Here is a 17,808-nt window from a genome sequence, read left to right as displayed (position 1 = left end):
GGGTGTGGAGGGTGTGGATCAACGCGAGAAACACTGGGCTCATTGGTCACATGCGCCACAGCGTGTGCACATCGTGGGTCCACCGGAAGATGACTGTCAACTTGCCTTGGTGTAGAGGGAATTCATAAGGAGACCACGTGTCCGACCTGTCCTCCCGTGACCCGAACTGGTGGCGTCAGGCCGTTGTGTACCAGGTGTATCCGCGCAGTTTCGCCGATGCCGACGGTGACGGACTCGGGGACCTGAGGGGCATCACCGAGCGGCTCACCCACCTCGCCGCCCTGGGCGTCGACGCCCTCTGGCTCAGCCCCTTCTACCCGTCCGAACTCGCCGACGGCGGCTACGACGTCGCCGACTACCGCGACGTGGACCCGCGCCTCGGCACCCTCGACGACTTCGACGCGATGGTCACCGAGGCGCACCGGCTGGGCCTGAAGGTCATGGTCGACATCGTGCCCAACCACACCTCGCACCTGCACAGTTGGTTCCAGGAGGCGCTGGCGGCCGGTCCCGGTTCCGCCGCCCGCGACCGGTACGTGTTCCGGGACGGGCGAGGCGAGAACGGCCAACTCCCGCCCACCGACTGGCCGTCCGTCTTCGGTGGCAGCGCATGGCGCCAACTGCCGGACGGAAAGTGGTACTTGCACCTCTTCACCCCCGAACAGCCCGACCTCAACTGGGACAACGAGGAGGTGCGGGCCGACTTCCGCACCACGCTCCGCTTCTGGTCCGACCGGGGCGTCGACGGCTTCCGCGTCGATGTGGCCCACGCGCTGGTGAAGGACCTCGGCGAGCCGCTGCGGGACGTCGGCCCGGTCGCGGCGTCCGCCGAGAACGTCCTCGACTCCCTCCCGCCCGGCAGCCACCCCTACTACGACCGCGACGAGGTCCACGAGATCTACCGCGACTGGCGCCGCAGCGTCTTCGACACCTACACCCCGCCCCGCATGGCGGTCGCCGAGGCCTGGGTCCCGGCCGCCCGCCGCGCCCTCTACGCCCGCCCCGACGAACTCGGCCAGGCCTTCAACTTCGAGTACCTGGAGGCCGGTTGGGACGCGGACGAACTGCGCGAGGTGATCACCGGCTCGCTCGCCACGGCCCGCGCGGCAGGCGCGTCGGCCACCTGGGTGCTGTCCAACCACGACGTCGTACGCCACGCCTCGCGCCTGATGCTGCCGAGGGGCACCGACCCGAACACCTGGCTGCTCTCCGACGGCCGCACCCCGCGCGTCGATACGGCGGCAGGCCTGCGCCGCGCCCGCGCCGCGACCCTGCTGATGCTGGCGCTGCCCGGTTCGTCGTACGTCTACCAGGGCGAGGAACTCGGACTCCCCGAGGTCGCCGACCTGCCCGTCGAGGTCCTCCAGGACCCCATCTGGGAACAACAGGGCCACACCCACAAGGGCCGCGACGGCTGCCGGGTACCCCTCCCGTGGACCACGACCGGTCCGTCGTACGGCTTCGGGTCCGGACCCGCGTGGCTGCCGCAGCCGGCGAGCTTCGCGTCGTACGCCGTCGAGGCGCAGGACGGGAGCGAGGGCTCGACGCTGGAGCTCTACCGCAGGGCGTTGCGGCTGCGCCGCAAGCTGCTGGAGGGGGAGTCGCTGAGCTGGGCCCCGGACAGTCCGCCCGGAGTGCTGCACTTCACGCGCTCCTCGGGCTGGCGGTGTGTCACCAACCTGTCGGACGGGCCGGTCGCCCTGCCGCCGGGAGAGGTGCTGCTGAGCAGCGAACCGGCGGCAGGGGGCGGTGAGTTGGGTCCTGACACGACCGTGTGGCTGGGGGCGTAGCGCGCTCTGTGGTGCGCTCTGTGGCTGTGGTGCACTCACCCCACGGTCGGGGTCTGGCTGGTGCTGGGTGAGGCTTCGCCCGGCAGGAGCGGCGGCTGGGTGGTGCTGTTCACGGGCGGGGTGAGGACGACCTCCGGCGCGCCCGCGGCCGGGGGCGGCGGGGTCAGGTCCACGGCCGGCAGCTTCGGCGGGGTCGTCTCCTGGAAGAGGACCTGGCTGAAGTTGACCAGGCCGGTGTCCTCCATGACCGTGATGTGGTCCAGGACCGTCGCGTTGGCCTGGTTGGCCAGGATCCGCACCAGGGTGTTCTCGGTCGTCCCGCGGATCTTCGCGATGGTGGCGAAGATCGAACCGTGCGTGACCCGCAGGATGTTGGCGAAGTCCGTGTCGAACTGCTTGCCGCTGTCCGCGGTCAGGGTGTTGATGAACCCCTGCTGCTGCGGGCTGGGCAGGTTCGGGATCGTGATGTTGAGCATAGGGGCGATCTTGCGGACGCTGGAGTCCAGCGCTGCGTGCCCGTCGATGAGGTGCTTGCTCGCCGTGATGACCGCCGGGCTCGCCCCCTTCTTCAGTCCCATCTGGCCGACGGGGTACTCCCACAGCCCTGCCGCGCGCACCTTGACCACGAAGTCGCGGTCGGCCTCGGTCAGCGGCCCCCACTGCGTGTTGGCGATCACACGTGAGGGCGAGCTGGAGACCGTGGTCACGCCCAGCATTGCCGGATAGGCAAGGGCGACGAGAGTCAGGCTGAGGGCACCGCCCACCACCATGGTTCCCGTCGCGTTCCGCGAAAAGCGCACCGTACCTCCTGTGTCGTGGACCGCCCGTCGGCGGTACGGACAGTGGGGAGTACGGATCGGGGAAGCGTTCGAAGTCTTTGGTTTTGGTAAAGCCCGAGTGGGGCGCGTCACAAGTGGCGGGTGATGCCTCCGGTTCGGCGCCCCGATTTCGGGTGGGTTGGGGCTAGTTGAACTGACCGGGCTGGTAGTCGCCGGCCGGCATCGTGAGCATGACGTTCATGCGGTTGAAGCTGTTGATGAGGGCGATCAGGGAGACGAGGGCCATGAGCTGCTCGTCGTCGTAGTGCTTCGCGGCGTTCGCCCACACCTCGTCGCTCACCCCGCCGGCCGTGTCCGCGATCCGGGTGCCCTCCTCCGAGAGCTCCAGCGCGGCGCGCTCCGCGTCGGTGAACACGGTGGCCTCGCGCCACGCCGCGACGAGGTTCAGCCGTACCGAGGTCTCGCCGGCGGCCGCGGCGTCCTTGGTGTGCATGTCGGTGCAGAACCCGCACCCGTTGATCTGACTCGCCCGGATCTTCACCAGCTCCTGCGTGGCGGCGGGCAGCGGCGAGTCCTCAATGACCTTGCCCGCCGCGATGAAGTGCTTCAGGGCCTTGCCGGCGATCGGGCTGGTGAAGGCGTTGAGTCGGGCACCCATGGTGGGCTCCTCTGCGTTTCGTTGTATCGCTGCCGTTGCTTGTACAGGACTGACGAAACGGGCGGCGGGAATGTGACAACGCGCGAAGAAAAGCGGTGGAGCGGCGCCGCTGTCCGCCCCTACCGTGCTGCGGGACCGAGTCGTCTGGGCAAGGACGTGCCGTTGTACACCGTGTGAGACCTCCCGAGTGCTGAATCGTCGCGCGTCGCGCTGTTGCGCCGCGCTCCTTTTTGCTGCGGACTTCTCACTGGAAACGGTGTACTTCTGTGCTCGAAAACTGGGTGGTCATGCCCACCTGCCTGCCGCTCGTCCGCCGTCGCTGTCATGCGTGCGGGGGCGGACACTTCCGGGCGAGCGGCAAGTTCCGCGTCAACGCCCACCACAAGCTGCTGGATGTCTGGCTTCTGGTGCTCTGCACGGGATGCGGTGACACGGCGAAACTGACGGTGATGGAACGGGCGAACGTACGGTCCATACGCCCCGAACTGCTGGCCCGACTGCACGCCAACGATGCTGTTCTGGCGTCGGAGTTGCTCCAGGACCCGGTCGTGCAGCGCCGTAACCGCATCGCCCTCGACTGGTCCGGCGCGTGGCGTCTCGACACCGGCGCCGGATCGGAGCCCCTGAACCGCGAGGTGATCGACATAGCGGTCCGCTTCGCGGCCCGGATCCCGGTCCGACCGGTACGGCTGATAGCGGAGGGCTGCGCTTTGCGACGGGCCGAGGTCGAGGCCCTGATCACGGAGGGGAGGCTGGTGTCGACGGCCCGCCTGAACACGAGGCTCTCCGACAACTTCACCTTCACCCTGAAGCGCTGACGCGCCCGCGCGGGGTGAGGGTGTCTGCGTTGCGTATCGCTTGGAGGAGGTGAGAGACGGGGGTGGGGGTGGTGGTGAGGACGGTGGTGGGGGTGTCGCTCTCGCGGAGGTGGATTGTGGTGGGGGTTGCGGCGAGTTCGACGCAGTCGTTGCCTTCACCGCCGCCGGAGAAGGATGACTTCTGCCAGTTCAGGGCGTGATTCATGGTGTGCCTCGCAGCTCCTTCGTCAGGGGCATGGGGTGAGGGAGCCCGTGTGTATCGCTTGGAGGAGGTGGGAGACGGGGGCGGGGGTGGTGGTGAGTGTGGTGGTGGGGGTGTCGGATTCGCGGAGGTGGATGGTGGTGGGGGTTGCGGCGAGTTCGACGCACTCGTTGCCCTCGGCCCCTCCCGAGAAGGACGACTTCTGCCAGCCGACTTCCACGCAGTCGTCTCCGTCGCCGCCGCCCGAGAAGGATGACTTCTGCCAGATGATCTCGGTGGCCATAGGTCGGTTCACAGCTCCTTCGTCATACGGTGGATGTAGTCCCGTGTCTTGACCGGGTCCAGCGCTGCCGCCTCCACCTTACGAAAAAGCGTTCGGTACCGGATGAGTTGGGACTCGCCGTGCAGGAACGGGCCGCCCTGGGGCGCGTCCCGCTTGGCTGTGTCCAGTTGGGGCACGGGTCCTCCCGCGTACACCATCGAAGTGTTGGCCCCGGCAAAGCCGTCCACATCAAAGGGAATCACCCGGACTGTGATGTGCGGGCGCTCCGACTGCCGCAGGATCTCGTCCAGTTGGCCCCGCGCTGCGTGTCTGTCGGCAACCTTCGTGCGCAGCACCCATTCGTGGATGACAGCCTCGTACTCGACCGTGCTGTCGTCCTCGACGGCCACGCGCCTGCGCATACGGTGCTCGACCCGTGGTTCCAGCTCGCTCTGCGGCAATTCAGGGACCATGTACGAGAAGACGGCCCGGGCGTATTCCTCGGTCTGCAACAGACCAGGCACATGTGCCGTGGAGATCACCCGCAGATACTTCGCGTGATGCTCCAGTTCCGACAGGTCTAGGAAGCCGGGAGGCAGGACTCCGCGGTACTCCTCCCACCAGCCACGCGTACGGTCGGTCGCCATGGCCACGAGCGCGTCGATCAACTCCTCATCCGCACAGGCGTAGAGCGCCCCGAGCCGCCGCACCCGCTCCTCACTGACGCCTGAGAGCCCTGCCTCGATCTGACTCATCTGGGCCGAGGTCGACGTGAGCAGTCCCGCCGCCTCCCGGGCCGACATGCCCGCCAGGTCTCGCAACTTGCGCAGTTCGACCCCGAGCCGTACCTGACGAGCTGTCGGCTGGTTCCTCGGCGCCATCCCGATCGTCCCTTCAACGGCAGTGGTCGCAACCCCTGTTGGGGACCTCGTTCGGGTGTCAGCGTACGCGAACAGCTTGCGCTAGGAGAAATTTCTCCTCTACCGTCAGTGATGCGCCGCACACCCTGCGGAACCCCGGGGCACCGGAAGCGCACCGCTCCGTCCTGCCATGGCGGCTGCGGCTCTGCCACCGTCCCCGGACCTCAACTCCCCACCTCACGCACGGAGTTCACGCATGCCCGAAACCGAAGGTCCCGCTGCCTGGGAGTACTCCCTCCACATCCCCAACGACCCTCGCTCCGTGACGGTCTGCCGCCGTACTCTCCGCCTTGTCCTGACGATGCACGGGCTGATCGGTCTGGTCGACACCGCCGAGCTTCTGGCGACGGAACTGGTGGGCAACGCCGTACGGCATACGGACGGTCCCGCCGCGCTGCGTGTGTCCTGGGCTCCGGACATCCTCCGTATCGGGGCTTGGGACGCGAACCCCGAACCACCGCATCCCCCGCGTGAGTTGACCGCGATCGCCGATCTGGAGGACGGGCGCGGGCTCGCCCTTGTCGCCGCCTGCGCGAAGCAGTGGGGTTGGCAGCCGCTGTCCAGGGACGGGCGCCGGGGCAAGTACGTCTGGTGCGAACTGGGTGGTGCGGCCTGAACGTTCCTTCGCCCCTCGAAAGAGTGAACGTCTCTGAATCGGCCGGACAGTTCGGTCCTTGATCCATCTAGGTTGCGCACATGGTCACATCAGCTCACGAGGGCATGCACCGGATCTTCCAGGAGCGGCCTGAGATCCTCGCGCCCGTTTTCACGGTGCTGGGCATCGAGTTATCCGAGAAGGCGGCGGTGTACGCGATCACCACCGACGCGACGGAGACACGGCCGATGGCTCGCCACATCGATACGGCACTGCGGATCTGCCCGTCGGACGGCGAGGACTTCCTGCTCGCCGTCGAGGCGCAGGAACGGCGGGACGGCAGGAAGGAGCAGAGCTGGGCGTACTACGTCGCGTATCTCCAGTCGAAGTACAAGCTGCCCGTGCTGCTGCTCGTGGTCTGCCGCGACCGGGCCACGGCCAAGTGGGCGGCCGGTCCGTTCGACTGCGGTACGCGTGGCTGGACGGTCCAGCGCACGTGTCCGCTCGTCGTCGGGCCGGACAACCTCCCGATGATCAAGGACGTGCGGAGCGCGGCGAAGAATCCCGCGATGGCCGCGTTCTCCGCCCTGACACACGCCAACAACCCCGAATGCGACGCCATACTGGACGCACTGGACCACGCCCTCGGTGGCATGGACTCCGACGCCTCCGACTACATCTACCAATTTCTCGACGTCACTCTGGGGGACACCCCCGCCGGAGACAAATGGAGGAGCCTCATGGGTTTCGTCAACTACTTCCCTGGCCGTGGCCACCTCATGGAGAGGGCCTACCTCGAAGGTCAGGCCGAGGGCGAAGCCAAGGGGCAGGCCGAAGATCGCGCCGCATTGATCCTGCGTCTCCTGGAGAAGCGCGGAATCCTCGTCTCCCGGGACGTACAGGACCGCATCACGTCCTGCACCGACCTCGACACACTCACCCTTTGGTTCGACCGAGCCTTGACGGTCGAGCGTGCGGAGGAACTGTTCGACGAAGAGGCGGACGGCCAGGAGTAGGTCAACGGCCTCCCGTTGACGGAATGTTGACCGGTGGATGGCACAGCGTTGGTGAACCCCCGCTATACGTTCGGGCCCATGCCACCACTCCCCCCACACCCCCAGCGGGCCCGTCAGGCGCCCCTCCCCGTGCTGCCGTATCGCAAGCCCACCAAGGGCCGTGACTACTGGGTGCTGAACGACGTCCTTCCGGATGTCGACGCTGTACGGGAGCGGTGTCTCGCCAAGGACGACTGGGTGAAGGGGTATCCGTACACCTCGGAGACCTGGCCGGGGTTGCGCACCATGCCGGGGTTGGAGCCCTCCGAGTTGGGGCGGGTCGAGCGGCTGGTCAAACAGGCCACCGGGGCCAAGGAGTTGTGGGTGCAGAAGGCGCCCGGCGGCGGGACGCTCAACCACAACTGCATCCAGGTCGTGGGGGAGGGCGAGAGCGAACCCCGGCCCCACACCGACTCGCGGTCGCTGTGCCGGTATGCCGCCGTGCTGTATCTCAATCCCTCCGTGCCGAAGGACTGCGGCACCAGTTTCTTCCGGCAGCATCTGCCGGGTGGGCGGCTCGGCGGCAACGTCGTGCAGGCTCCGCACAACAACCTCGTCGAGGCGTTGGGTACGCGGTTCGTGGCGCCCGACGCCTTTGAAGAGGACGTACGCGTGCCGCACCGGTACAACAGTCTGCTGCTTTACCACGCCAACCTCGTGCACAGCGCGACCGGTTACCACGGCAGCACGCTGGAGGAGAAGCGGATGACCGCCGTCTTCTTCTGGATGGCCTGACCCGACCAACCCCCTCTCCCCCCGGCACCCTCTCCCAAAAAGTGTGACACCTCCACCAGAGGTGTCACACTTTTTCTGAGACCCACCCCCCAGCAGCCGTTCACCCGAACGGCGTGGCACTGCTCGCGGAACCGGGGCGTTGGGGATGCGCTGGCAGGGTGACGGAACTCGACCGACTGCGGGCGCGGGTTGCTGTGCTGGAGGCGGAGCGGGCGCGGGGGCCTCGGCACCGGGTGCGTTCGCTGGTCGCCGTTCTGCTCGTTGTCGTCGGGTGTGTGCTCGCTCCGCTCGGGGTCGTGGCCGCGTGGACGGCGGACACGGTGGGCGATACGGAGCGTTATGTGCGGACGGTGGCGCCGCTCGCCTCCCATCCGGACATCCAGGACGCCGTCGCGGACCGGGTGACGACCGCGGTCATGGGGCATCTCGACCTCACCACGCTGCTCTCCGGCGCCGCCCCGGCCGAACGCCCGCTGCTGGAAAAGGCGTTGGGGGCGCTCGGCGGTTCCCTGGAAGACGCGGTCCGCGCCTTCGTCCACGACAAGGCGCGGGCCGTCGCCGCCTCCGACGCCTTCGCCAGGATCTGGAAGGACGCGAACCGGCGTGTCCACAGCACTGTGGACAAAGCCCTGACCGGCAGCGGCGGCGGTGCCGTACGGCTCGACGGTGGCGCGGTGACGCTCGACGTCGGTCCGGTCGTGGATCAGGTGAAGCAACGGCTGGTCGACGACGGGATGACGGTCGCCGCGAAGATCCCCGAGCTCCACACCTCGATCACGCTCGTCAGGAACGACGACCTCGACTCCTACCGCAAGTACTTTCGGCTGCTCCAACTCGCCGGTACCTGGCTGCCGTTGGTGGCCCTGCTCCTGGTCGCGGCCGGTGTGCTGCTGGCGGGGCGGCGGCGCAGGGCGCTGGTCACCGGCGCGCTGGGCGTGGCCGCCGCGACCGCTCTCCTCGGCATCGCGCTGCGGATCGCCCGCGCCCTGTATCTGGACGCCCTCCCGGCCGGGGTGTCGCAGCCCGCCGCCGCGGCGGTGTACGACGCGCTGACCCGGTTCCTGAGCACGACGGTCCGGATGGTCGTGGCGGTGGGGGTGGTGGTCGCGCTCGGAGCCTGGCTGACGGGGCCCGGTCGGCGGGCGGGTCTCGTACGGCGGCTGTGGACGTCCGGGATCGGGGCGGTGCGGGCCACGGCCGACGGGGCGGGGTTGCGTACGGGGCCGGTGGGGCCGTTCGTCCGCCGGTACCGGTCGTGGATCGGCCGGCTCCTGGTGGGCGCGGCCCTGCTGGCCTATCTGCTCTGGTCGCACCCGACGGGGTGGGTGGTGGTGGGGCTGGCGTTCGCGCTGCTCTTCGCGCTGGCGGTGGTGGAGTTCCTGGCGGCGGACGACGATCCGGGGCCGAGGCCGGGGCTCACCCGGACGGCGTAACCCCCCTGGTGGAGGGCGTCCCTCGGCCGGATGGTCGAAGCACCACACACCACCACACCACAGAGAGGTGGGGCATCGCCATGACGCAGCAGCCGCACTCGACCCAGCAGCCGCACTCGACGTCCACCGGCGGCGAGGAGAAGCCCCCGGTCTGGAACGACGCCGGCCAGCAGACCGGTCAGGCCCCCGGCGCCCGCGGCTACGGCCCACCCCCCTCCGGCGGCGGGCTCGCGGTCGGAGGTGCCGTCTTCGCCGGTGTCCTGATGCTGATGAACGGCGTGATCGCCATCCTCCAGGGCATCTCCGCGCTCGCCAAGGACGACGTCTACACCCGCGTCGGCGACTACGTGTACAGCATCAACCTCACCGGCTGGGGCGTGATCCTCCTCTGTCTGGGCGCGGTGGGCGCGGTCACCGGCTGGGGCATCCTCAGGGGCATGAGCTGGGCCCGCGTCTGCGGCATCGTCCTCGCGAGCCTCAGCGCGATCCTCCAGTTCATGTTCCTGCCGTACGCCCCGATCTGGTCGGTCATCATGATCGCGGTCGATGTCTTCGTCATCTGGGCACTGGCCGTCTACGACCCGAAGGCTTCCGGGGCGCGCCAGTAAGGACGACGAACGGCGACGAACAGCGACTAACAGCTGGACCGGCGAGTGGGCGGGTCAGACGTGTCGGACGGGTCAGACGTGTCCGATGCCGCCCCCGCCGAAGGAACCGCTCCTTCCCGGCACCCAGCGCTGCCGGTTCTGGTCCTTTCCCGTTCTGCTTCCGGAGTGATGGAGCTGGTACGGCATCAGCCGTTCCTTCTCCTCCGAGGCGACGGGCATCTCGTCGGGTTCCCGCATCTCGCGCATCTCGTGGACGGCGCCGCCGACGGGTAGGTGGGGCTGCTCCTCGGGGAGCGGCCGCGGAAGTTCCTGGTCCCGGACCTTCATACCGAAATGTATGGCCCAGACCAGCGCGCCTGCGATCAGCAGGCCACCGAGAAAGGCTGCGGTCACGTCGAGGGTGTTGTGCGAAGACGCAGCCAGCAGTTCGTACGCTGCCGTGCTCATACTCCGAGTATCACTCTTTGGGAGTGAATGTGGCGATCCGCGTGAGATAAGCGGTGACCTCGGCGGGGTCCCTCGTGAGTAGCGCTATGTGGTTGTCGGGGCGGACCAGCACCAGCGCCGGATCCGTCACGCCGTACGCCCGCCGCGCATGCCCCTCGTGGTCGCGAACGTCGCGAACGTCGCGAACGTCGGTCGCCGAGTCGGAGGCTCCGCCGTCCACCGTGAACGCCTGTAGCAGACCCTCGTGCTCGACCGCCAACTTGCCCACCGCGTCCGCGACTTCGGCACCGAAACCGAGCAGCGTGAACCGCGGGTCCGCGTACACCTGGAAGAGCCGGACCGGATGCCCCGTCGCGTCCAGGCAGGGTGCGTCGGGCGCGCGGTCGCCCGGACGCAGGACGGCGGCGTCGCCCGGAGTGCGAGCGTCGGCCGGACCCGCGAGGGAACTCCACGGGTAGCCCGTGCCCATGGGCGGCGGAGCGGCGACCTCGATACCCGTGCCGGGTTCCTTGACCGCTTCGAGCACCCGGGCGTACAGGTCGGTGGAGACCCCCAGCGTCCACGCGGCCACCGGAAGACGCTCCTCCTCGTACGTGTCCAGGAGCCCGGGACCGGCCTGCCCGCTCGCCACGAGGGCCAGCTTCCAGCCCAGGTTGTAGGCGTCCTGGATACCGGTGTTCATACCGAGCCCGCCCGCGATCGGATGGACATGGGCCGCGTCCCCGGCGAGCAGGACCCGGCCGACCCGCATCCGGTCGACCATGCGGACATTGACCCGCCAGATGGACAGCCAGGTGGGGTTCGTCAGCGTCACGCCGGGCACGCGTGCGCACCGGTCGAAGATCCGCTGGAAGCTCTCCAGCGAGGGCGGCAACGGCTCGCCGTCCGCGTCGAGTTCGGGGCTCGCCTGGAGCTGGAAGGAGTCCGTACCGGGCATGGGGCACAGCGCCAGCCCGCCGCCGTCCGACGTGAACCACTGGTGCCACACGTCCCGGCCGATCCCCTCGGCCCGTACGTCCCCGACGACCATCGACTGCGTCTCCTCGGTCGTACCGTCGAAGCGCACCCCCAGTACCTTGCGCACCCGGCTGCGCCCACCGTCACAGCCCACCAGGTAGCCGGCACGGATGCGCTCCCCGTCGGCGAGGACGGCCGTGACACCGTCCGCGTCCTGCTCGAACTCGGCCACCTCCGTGCCGAGTTGGACGCCGACCCCGAACTCCGCGAGCCGGTCGCGCAGGATCTCCTCCACCTGCCACTGCCCTATGAGCACCCCCCGCTCGTACGGCGCGTCGGGCGTGGGGCGCGCGTCCGCGAACGGGTCGGTGTCGTTCACATGCTTGCCGTCGAAGTACTTGCGGAACGGCAGCCGCGTCGTCCCGGTGGCGAGCACGCGCTCGGTACCGCCCACGTCCTCCAGTACCTCCAGGGTGCGTGCCTGTAGGCCCTTGCCCCGGGACTCCCGGTGCGGGGCCGCCGCCGCGTCCACGATCCGCACCCCCGCACCGCGCCGGGCCAGCTCGATGGCGAGCGTGAGGCCGGTCGGCCCGGCGCCCACGATCAGAACGTCGTCGGTCATCGCGATCCCTCTCGTCGTCGTTGCGTCAAGGGAACACCGAACCAGCAGAAAATGCAACCAGGTCTCAGAAGATTCTCGACTTCACTCAATCTCCGGTCTCATTTGACTCTCGGTCTCATCGTCCGGTAGTGTGGCGCGCATGGACGAACTCCCCGGCCTCCGTGAGCGCAAGAAGGAACGCACCCGGAACCTCATCGCGCAGGAAGCCCTCCGTCTCTTCCGCGAGAAGGGGTTCGACGAGGTGTCGGTCGTCGAGGTCGCGGCGGCGGCCGAGGTCTCCAAGGCCACCCTGTTCCGGTACTTCCCGGCGAAGGAGGACCTGGTCCTGCACCGCTTCGCCGACCACCTCGGCGAAGCGGCCCGCGTCGTACGCGAACGCCCGCCCGCCCTGACCCCCGCGGCCGCCCTGCGCGCCCACTTCCTCGACCGCCTCGCCGCCCGCGACCCGATCACCGGCCTGAACGACCACCCCGACGTGCTCAGCTTCATGGACCTGCTCTACGGCACCCCGAGCCTCCAGACCGGCCTGGTCCAGCGCTACCGCAGCCAGGAGATCGACGCCCTCGCCGAAGCCCTGGCCCTCCCCGACCCCGACCCCGACACTGACCCCGACACCGGTGTCGCCGACGCCACCCCGCTCACCAGGCGCCTCGCCGCCACCCACCTGATCGTCGTCCAGCAGGAACTCGGCATGGCGAACTGGTGGACCATGGCCGCGGGCCGCACCGCCGACGAGGCCTACGACGACGCCGTCGCCGAGGCGGAGCGCGCGTACGGCCAGCTCATGACCGGCCTGGACACGGTGTTCCCGGCCTGAGCGGTCTGAGCGGCCGGGACCGTGGGCGCGCTCCACGGTGTAGTTGGCTACACCATGCATCCGGCACCCTGCTCTCCCGCGCCGGCCGCGCCCCGGTGCCAGCCTGGTGGACATGGGTATGACAGTGCGGCAGGCGATGCGATCGACGGTTCAACTGGCCAGAAGTGTGGCCATGACCCTCGGGACGTATCTCTTCGTCACCGCGTTGCTGATCGCGACCATGGGGACGCTGTTCGTCGTCGGCGCCTGGATGCTCCCGGAGGCGGTGCTGCTGGTGCGCCGGATCGCGGGCGCCAAGCGGCGCCAGGTCGCCGAGTGGAGCGGGCGCGACGGACGCGGCGGGCCTGGCATCCCCGAGGCCTACCTGCCGCTGGACGGGCGGCCGTTGCGGGAGCGGTTCGTCGTGGCGGTGCGCGATCCCGGTACGTTCCGGGACCTGCGGTGGATGTTCGCCCAGTACGCGTACGGGCTGCTCGGACTGCTCGCCGTCCCGCTGTGGATCGTGGGACTGCCCGTCGACGGCGTGTGGTGCGGGCTGTTGCGGCGCCGGGCGCTGGTCCTGCCGTTGCTCGGGCGGCTCGCGGATCTCGACGCGCGCTGGTCGACGGCCCTGCTGAAGCCGTCGCCGAAGGCGCTGCTCACCGAGCGGGTCGAGGAGCTGGCCCAGACCCGGGCCGGAGTGATCGCCGCGCACGAGGCCGAACTGCGGCGGATAGAAAGGGACTTGCACGACGGGACGCAGGCCCGGCTGGTGGCGCTGTCGATGCGGATCGGACTGGCGAAGCGGGCCTACGACCGGGAGGGCGGCGGTGATCCGGAGGCCGCCCGGCGGCTGCTCGCGCAGGCGCAGGACCAGGCGGAGGAGGCGCTGACGGAGTTGCGGCACGTCGTGCGCGGTATCCACCCGCCGATCCTCACCGACCGCGGGCTCGCCGGTGCCGTACAGGCGCTGGCCGCCGGCAGTGGGCTTCAAGTCGCCCTGGATGTCCAGGAGTTGGCGACCGGTCCGCGGGCCCCGGCGGCGGTCGAGGCCGCCGCGTACTTCCTGGTCGCGGAGGCGCTGACCAACGCGGTGAAGCACAGCGGCTCGGACCGTGCGGAGGTGCGGCTCGCCCGGGTGCCGCACGGGCTGACGGTGTGCGTGCGGGACGAGGGGAAGGGCGGTGCCGAGGAGGCCGGCGGCACCGGACTGCTCGGGCTGCGCCGCCGTATCGCCGCTCTCGACGGGACCGCATATGTGAGCAGCCCCGCCGGAGGACCCACGGTCGTCGCGGCGGAGCTGCCCTACACCTGGTGAACAGGCGTCGGAGAACGGTCAGTTGGAGAAGTAGAGGTACTTCCAGCCGCTGTACGTCGTCGAGTTGACGCTGTCACCGGACGAGCCGTTGATGTACGCGGCCCGGATGCGGGCCTTGATGCCGGACTGGCCGGGGGCGCCGAGGTTCACCGAGACCTTGCCGTTCGTGCCGAGGCCGAAGTACTCGGAGTCGGAGTCGTACCAGTGGCCCTCGTAGTAGACCTGAAGGTCGAGCCGCTCCTGGCGGTTCGTGTAGTAGGTCATCGTCGTGGTGACGATCGGCGCCGTGTTCTTGTGGAACCAGTAGTACGACGTCGAGCCGATCTTCGCCGTCTTGTAGTGCTTGGTGATGGCGGTGGAGATCTTGACCTTGGCGTAGGCGTTGACCTTCACCGTCTTGGACGCGTAGCGGGCGTCACCGGCGAAGACCGCGGAGACGGCGGTGTCGCGGGTCATGTCCACGGTCACGGTGAGGTTGCCGCTGGAGTTGACCTTGCCGGTCTTGATCAGCTTCTTCGGCTTGTCGGCGCCGAAGGGGTCCGCGTAGATCGCGACCGTGCGGTTCTTGTAGGTCTTGCCGAGGTGCGCGGTGAACTTCACGTCGGCGCCGTACGCGTACAGCTTGCCGTTGTTGTTGACGCTCAGGGTCGTGGCCGCGCGGGACACGGAGACCTTGTCGGAGGCGCTGACCGGTGAGTGCGTTCCGTCGCCCGCGTACGAGACCTTGTACGTGACGGTGCCGCCGGCCGGCGGGGCGTCGGTGAAGGAGTAGGTGCCGTCCGCCTTCACGGTGACGGCGGGCAGCGCCTTGCCGTTCGGGCTCTCCATGTCGGTGCGGGTGACCTGGAGTTGGACTCCGCTCGGCAGCGGGACGGTCGCGGTCAGCTTGCCCGTCACCGTCAGCTGCTTGGCCCGGGTGGCGCTCGACGGGGCGTTCACCGTCAGGGACGGGTTGTTCGTCGTCGTGTCGGTGAGGGCCTTGAGGCTGTACGAGCCCTCCGTCCCCACCAGGGCGAAGATCCGTGAGGAGTCCGGGGCCCACGCGACGGCGGCGGTCTGGGACGTGCCGGTCGAGTAGGTGCGCACCGGCAGGGTGGTGTCGGGCCGGTAGACCGAGATGCTGGCGCCGTTGACCTGCGCGACGAGTCCGTCGGCGGCGATGTCGGCCCGCTGGCCCGTGGGGTAGGCGCCGGCCGCCGTGAAGTCGCCGTTCGCGTACGTGTCCCGCTGGGTGCCGTTGAGCAGGACCTGCGCGGTGCCGGGGACCAGGTCGATGTCCCCGATGCCGCTGTTCAGCGTGTAGTCCATGAAGTGCCAGGCGAGCAGCGTCGGTTGGGCGCCGGTCACGTCGAAGACGGCCTGCGAGTCCGAGGAACTGCCGGTGTCCGCGGCGGCCAGCAGACCGGGCGCGGCCGGGTCGGCGTCGAGCAGCGCCGGGTTCCAGAGCCCGGGCCACTGATCCTTCGGGAACTGCGCGAGCGTCACCGGGTCGGTTCCGCTCGCCGGGTCCACCGCCGGGTCGACCGACCCGAGGTTGCCGTCCCACTGATCGCCGTAGCTGAACCAGACCTTGCCGCCGGCGAAGGCGACGTGCCCCGGACCCCTGTCGGTCGCGACGGCGTAACGTGCCTTGACGTCGAGCGTCGCCGCGTCGAGCGCCACGATCTCGTGACTGCCCTGCGCCGCCGCGTACAGCGTCGCGCCGTCGGCGGACAGTGCCAGATCGGAGACCCCGCTGATGCCGCTCGTCGACGCGACGGTGGCCCCGTTGTAGTCGGCGGCCACGACCAGCCCCGCCGAACGGTCCCCCACGAACACCCGGTTGAGAGCGCCGTCCACGACGAGGCCCCCGGGCGAGGCGACGTTGGCGGTGGCCGCCGAGGCCGTACCCGTCGCTACGACGCTGAGCGCCGCCGAGCCGAAAAGAACCGCGAGCGCTGTCGCGGTGGAGATGCTGCGCTTCCGCACGTGTTGTTCCCCCACATCGAAAACCGGTCAGGAGACCGGGAGTTGAGAGCGCCGCGCAACACCCGGACGTGACCGCGGATGAGAGTCGCGGTGACGCGCGGGGCGCGGCTGCTATGCGCAGCGTATGGCATGCCTGTGACAGGTGGGAAAGGGGTTATCGGGTTGCCGTGTACGCGGGGTGCTTGGGAGGCTCGCGGTCACCATGACGAGGGGGCGTTGATGAGTGATACGGCCGGACGGCGGCGGGTGTGGGTGTGGCTGGGGGTCGGTGCGCTTGTGCTCGTGGCGGTCGGTGGCGGCGGTGCCTGGCTGTACCGGGACGAGTTGTTCCATCCGTTCGGGGATCCGCGGGCCTGTGACGGGAGCGACCTGAAGCTGCCAAGGGTGATCACCGCTGGGGGCGCGACGATCCCCACCGGCGCGTCCGACGTCCACTACTACACACAGAACGGCAGCGCTGAGGTCACGTTCACGAGCGGGCTGACAAAGGACTACCTGTACCGCGCGGGCATCCTCCCGAAGGGGAAGGCCCTGTTCGACAAGAAGTACGGGACGCACGCGGACGCCGACCCCGAGATCGCGCTGCCGGCCGGGCTGTGCGGTTCGCCGCTGCGCGCCCCCGCCTGGGTGTACCACTCCACGGCTGCCGACGGCACGAGCGTCGACGTCACCGTCGAACAGTCCACGGTGTACGACGACGCGTTCCGCTTCCCGGCCAGGGCCGTGGTCAACTACACCACGCCCTGAGCCGGGCCTCCGCCGCCGGCGTACGTCAGTTCTGGTGGACGGAGTTGTGGCCCGGTCCGCCCGACAGGACGTCCGTGCCGGTGCCGCCCCACAGCGTGTCGTTGCCGGAGTTGCCGTAGAGGGTGTCCGCGCCGGCGTTGCCGTAGAGGACGTCGTTGCCCGCGCCGCCGTAGAGGTAGTCGTTCCCGGCGCCGCCGCTGATCCGGTCGTTGCCGGTGCCTCCGGTCAGGCTCTGGCCGCCCGCGCCGCCGGTGATCGTGTCGTTGCCCGCGCCGCCGTCGGCCGCTGCGCCCACGGTGGTGATCGTGTCGTTGCCGTTGCCGCCCTGGGCGATGGTGTCGACGCCGCCGTGGATGGTGTCGTTGCCGTTCTCGCCCCAGCCCACGGAGTACTTGCCGAGGGTGAGGGTGTCGTTGCCGGTGCCGCCCGAGACGTAGTTGCCGTCGACGCCGCCGTCCTCGGTGTACTTGTCGTTGCCGGCGCCCAGGTCGGTCGAGGCGAGGTAGTACGTCTGGGCCGTCTTGTTGTGGTACGTGAGGGTGTCGTTGCCGTCGCCGAGCGTCAACTGCACGGTGGGGTAAGGGTCCTGGCTGTCGAACGTGGTGACCGTGCAGGAGACCTTGGTGTGGTCCGAGGCGGTCGGGTAGGCGCAGCCGGTGCCGGGCTTGATGGTGACGACGTCGTCGATGACGTACGTGATCTTGTCGGTGCCGGTCGTGTGCGTCGCGGTGACGACCGCCTTGTTGGCCTGGCCGGCGGCGGCCGTGTACAGGACCTCGTTGCCGCCGTTGCCGAGCGCGGCGGTGGCCGGAGCGGTGGCCGCTCCCGCGGTCCCGGCGAGCAGCAGCGGGGCGGCCAGACCGGCGCCGAGGGCCAGGGTGACGAGGCGACCGAGAGAACGAGAGGGCATCGCACAACCTCCGTGAAACGTATGGGGAGTTGGCGGAATCCGAGGAGTTCGGGTTCCGCCACAGCGTCTGACGCCCGCCCTGGAGGCTTGGTTGTGCTTCCTCGCGTCCGGGTGCCGTCCCGGCGGGAAGTGTCAGCCGCCATTCAGCGCGAGTTCACGAACTGGCCCGCCCATCCACCACAACCATC

At 69.2% G+C, this 17,808-nt stretch carries 19 protein-coding genes; 10 read left to right on the top strand and 9 right to left on the bottom strand.

Features of this window, described 5'->3' with window-relative positions; genetic code table 11:
- Window positions 1–137 precede the first annotated feature (137 nt).
- Window positions 138–1,790, top strand: coding sequence for a glycoside hydrolase family 13 protein (locus tag ACWIHT_RS32910; RefSeq protein WP_456171943.1), 1,653 nt, complete (start codon window positions 138–140; stop codon window positions 1,788–1,790).
- 35 nt (window positions 1,791–1,825) lie between these two features.
- Here ACWIHT_RS32910 and ACWIHT_RS32905 read toward each other — a convergent pair whose 3' ends face one another.
- Both ACWIHT_RS32905 and ACWIHT_RS32900 read right to left on the bottom strand, forming a co-directional pair.
- The gene (locus ACWIHT_RS32905) at window positions 1,826–2,554 is read right to left on the bottom strand and encodes a DUF4142 domain-containing protein (protein ID WP_456172073.1); all 729 of its coding nucleotides are present in this window, start codon (window positions 2,552–2,554) and stop codon (window positions 1,826–1,828) included.
- Window positions 2,555–2,753: 199 nt separating this feature from the next.
- Window positions 2,754–3,227 carry a carboxymuconolactone decarboxylase family protein gene (locus ACWIHT_RS32900; protein WP_456171942.1) on the bottom strand — a complete coding sequence of 158 codons (474 nt, stop codon included), beginning with the start codon at window positions 3,225–3,227 and terminating at the stop codon, window positions 2,754–2,756.
- 287 nt (window positions 3,228–3,514) lie between these two features.
- Between ACWIHT_RS32900 and ACWIHT_RS32895 the strand changes: the two genes are divergently transcribed.
- Window positions 3,515–4,045: a DUF1062 domain-containing protein gene (locus ACWIHT_RS32895; RefSeq protein ID WP_456171941.1), complete on the top strand. Its 531-nt coding sequence runs from the start codon at window positions 3,515–3,517 to the stop codon at window positions 4,043–4,045.
- Here ACWIHT_RS32895 and ACWIHT_RS32890 read toward each other — a convergent pair.
- Genes ACWIHT_RS32890 through ACWIHT_RS32880 form a run of 3 tightly spaced genes read right to left on the bottom strand, consistent with a single transcriptional unit; the run spans window position 4,029 to window position 5,390 of the window.
- Complete coding sequence (locus ACWIHT_RS32890) at window positions 4,029–4,250, bottom strand: DUF397 domain-containing protein (protein ID WP_456171940.1); 222 nt, start codon at window positions 4,248–4,250, stop codon at window positions 4,029–4,031. The two genes, ACWIHT_RS32895 and ACWIHT_RS32890, sit on opposite strands and share 17 nt — an antisense overlap.
- A gap of 22 nt (window positions 4,251–4,272) precedes the next feature.
- Entirely contained in the window at window positions 4,273–4,530 is a 258-nt protein-coding gene (locus tag ACWIHT_RS32885) for a DUF397 domain-containing protein (RefSeq protein ID WP_456171939.1), read from the bottom strand.
- Window positions 4,531–4,538: 8 nt separating this feature from the next.
- Window positions 4,539–5,390, bottom strand: a complete 852-nt coding sequence (locus ACWIHT_RS32880) for a helix-turn-helix domain-containing protein (protein WP_456171938.1) — start codon at window positions 5,388–5,390, stop codon at window positions 4,539–4,541.
- A gap of 235 nt (window positions 5,391–5,625) precedes the next feature.
- On the opposite strand from ACWIHT_RS32880, the gene ACWIHT_RS32875 reads away from it, so the two are divergent.
- From ACWIHT_RS32875 to ACWIHT_RS32855, 5 genes are all read left to right on the top strand, one after another.
- A complete protein-coding gene (locus ACWIHT_RS32875; RefSeq protein ID WP_456171937.1) occupies window positions 5,626–6,045 on the top strand; it encodes an ATP-binding protein in 420 nt (139 codons plus the stop codon).
- 80 nt (window positions 6,046–6,125) lie between these two features.
- Window positions 6,126–7,040 (top strand): hypothetical protein, encoded by a 915-nt coding sequence (locus ACWIHT_RS32870; RefSeq protein ID WP_456171936.1) that lies wholly within the window; start codon window positions 6,126–6,128, stop codon window positions 7,038–7,040.
- Window positions 7,041–7,118: 78 nt separating this feature from the next.
- Window positions 7,119–7,814 (top strand): DUF6445 family protein, encoded by a 696-nt coding sequence (locus tag ACWIHT_RS32865; protein WP_456171935.1) that lies wholly within the window; start codon window positions 7,119–7,121, stop codon window positions 7,812–7,814.
- 158 nt (window positions 7,815–7,972) lie between these two features.
- Window positions 7,973–9,247 (top strand): hypothetical protein, encoded by a 1,275-nt coding sequence (locus ACWIHT_RS32860; RefSeq protein WP_456171934.1) that lies wholly within the window; start codon window positions 7,973–7,975, stop codon window positions 9,245–9,247.
- Between the two features lie 80 nt (window positions 9,248–9,327).
- A complete protein-coding gene (locus ACWIHT_RS32855) occupies window positions 9,328–9,855 on the top strand; it encodes a DUF7144 family membrane protein (RefSeq protein ID WP_456171933.1) in 528 nt (175 codons plus the stop codon).
- Window positions 9,856–9,927: 72 nt separating this feature from the next.
- On the opposite strand, the gene ACWIHT_RS32850 is transcribed toward ACWIHT_RS32855, so the two are convergent.
- Window positions 9,928–10,302, bottom strand: coding sequence for a DUF6479 family protein (locus ACWIHT_RS32850; protein ID WP_456171932.1), 375 nt, complete (start codon window positions 10,300–10,302; stop codon window positions 9,928–9,930).
- A 10-nt stretch (window positions 10,303–10,312) separates the two neighbouring features.
- The gene (locus tag ACWIHT_RS32845; RefSeq protein WP_456171931.1) at window positions 10,313–11,881 is read right to left on the bottom strand and encodes an FAD-dependent monooxygenase; all 1,569 of its coding nucleotides are present in this window, start codon (window positions 11,879–11,881) and stop codon (window positions 10,313–10,315) included.
- 139 nt (window positions 11,882–12,020) lie between these two features.
- On the opposite strand from ACWIHT_RS32845, the gene ACWIHT_RS32840 reads away from it, so the two are divergent.
- On the top strand, window positions 12,021–12,698 hold the full coding sequence (locus ACWIHT_RS32840; RefSeq protein ID WP_456171930.1) for a TetR family transcriptional regulator: 678 nt from the start codon (window positions 12,021–12,023) through the stop codon (window positions 12,696–12,698).
- A gap of 112 nt (window positions 12,699–12,810) precedes the next feature.
- Entirely contained in the window at window positions 12,811–13,995 is a 1,185-nt protein-coding gene (locus ACWIHT_RS32835) for a histidine kinase (RefSeq protein WP_456171929.1), read from the top strand.
- Between the two features lie 18 nt (window positions 13,996–14,013).
- On the opposite strand, the gene ACWIHT_RS32830 is transcribed toward ACWIHT_RS32835, so the two are convergent.
- Window positions 14,014–15,963 (bottom strand): YncE family protein, encoded by a 1,950-nt coding sequence (locus ACWIHT_RS32830; protein WP_456171928.1) that lies wholly within the window; start codon window positions 15,961–15,963, stop codon window positions 14,014–14,016.
- 219 nt (window positions 15,964–16,182) lie between these two features.
- Here ACWIHT_RS32830 and ACWIHT_RS32825 point away from each other — a divergent pair, with 219 nt between their 5' ends.
- On the top strand, window positions 16,183–16,710 hold the full coding sequence (locus ACWIHT_RS32825) for a hypothetical protein (RefSeq protein ID WP_456171927.1): 528 nt from the start codon (window positions 16,183–16,185) through the stop codon (window positions 16,708–16,710).
- Window positions 16,711–16,735: 25 nt separating this feature from the next.
- Here the strand turns inward: ACWIHT_RS32825 and ACWIHT_RS32820 are convergent, their stop codons facing one another.
- Complete coding sequence (locus ACWIHT_RS32820) at window positions 16,736–17,620, bottom strand: calcium-binding protein (protein WP_456171926.1); 885 nt, start codon at window positions 17,618–17,620, stop codon at window positions 16,736–16,738.
- Window positions 17,621–17,808: the final 188 nt, after the last annotated feature.

Source organism: Streptomyces sp. NPDC002276 (assembly GCF_053891435.1).
Note: the sequence above shows the minus strand (reverse complement) of the source record. Positions and strands in the feature narration are given on the sequence as shown.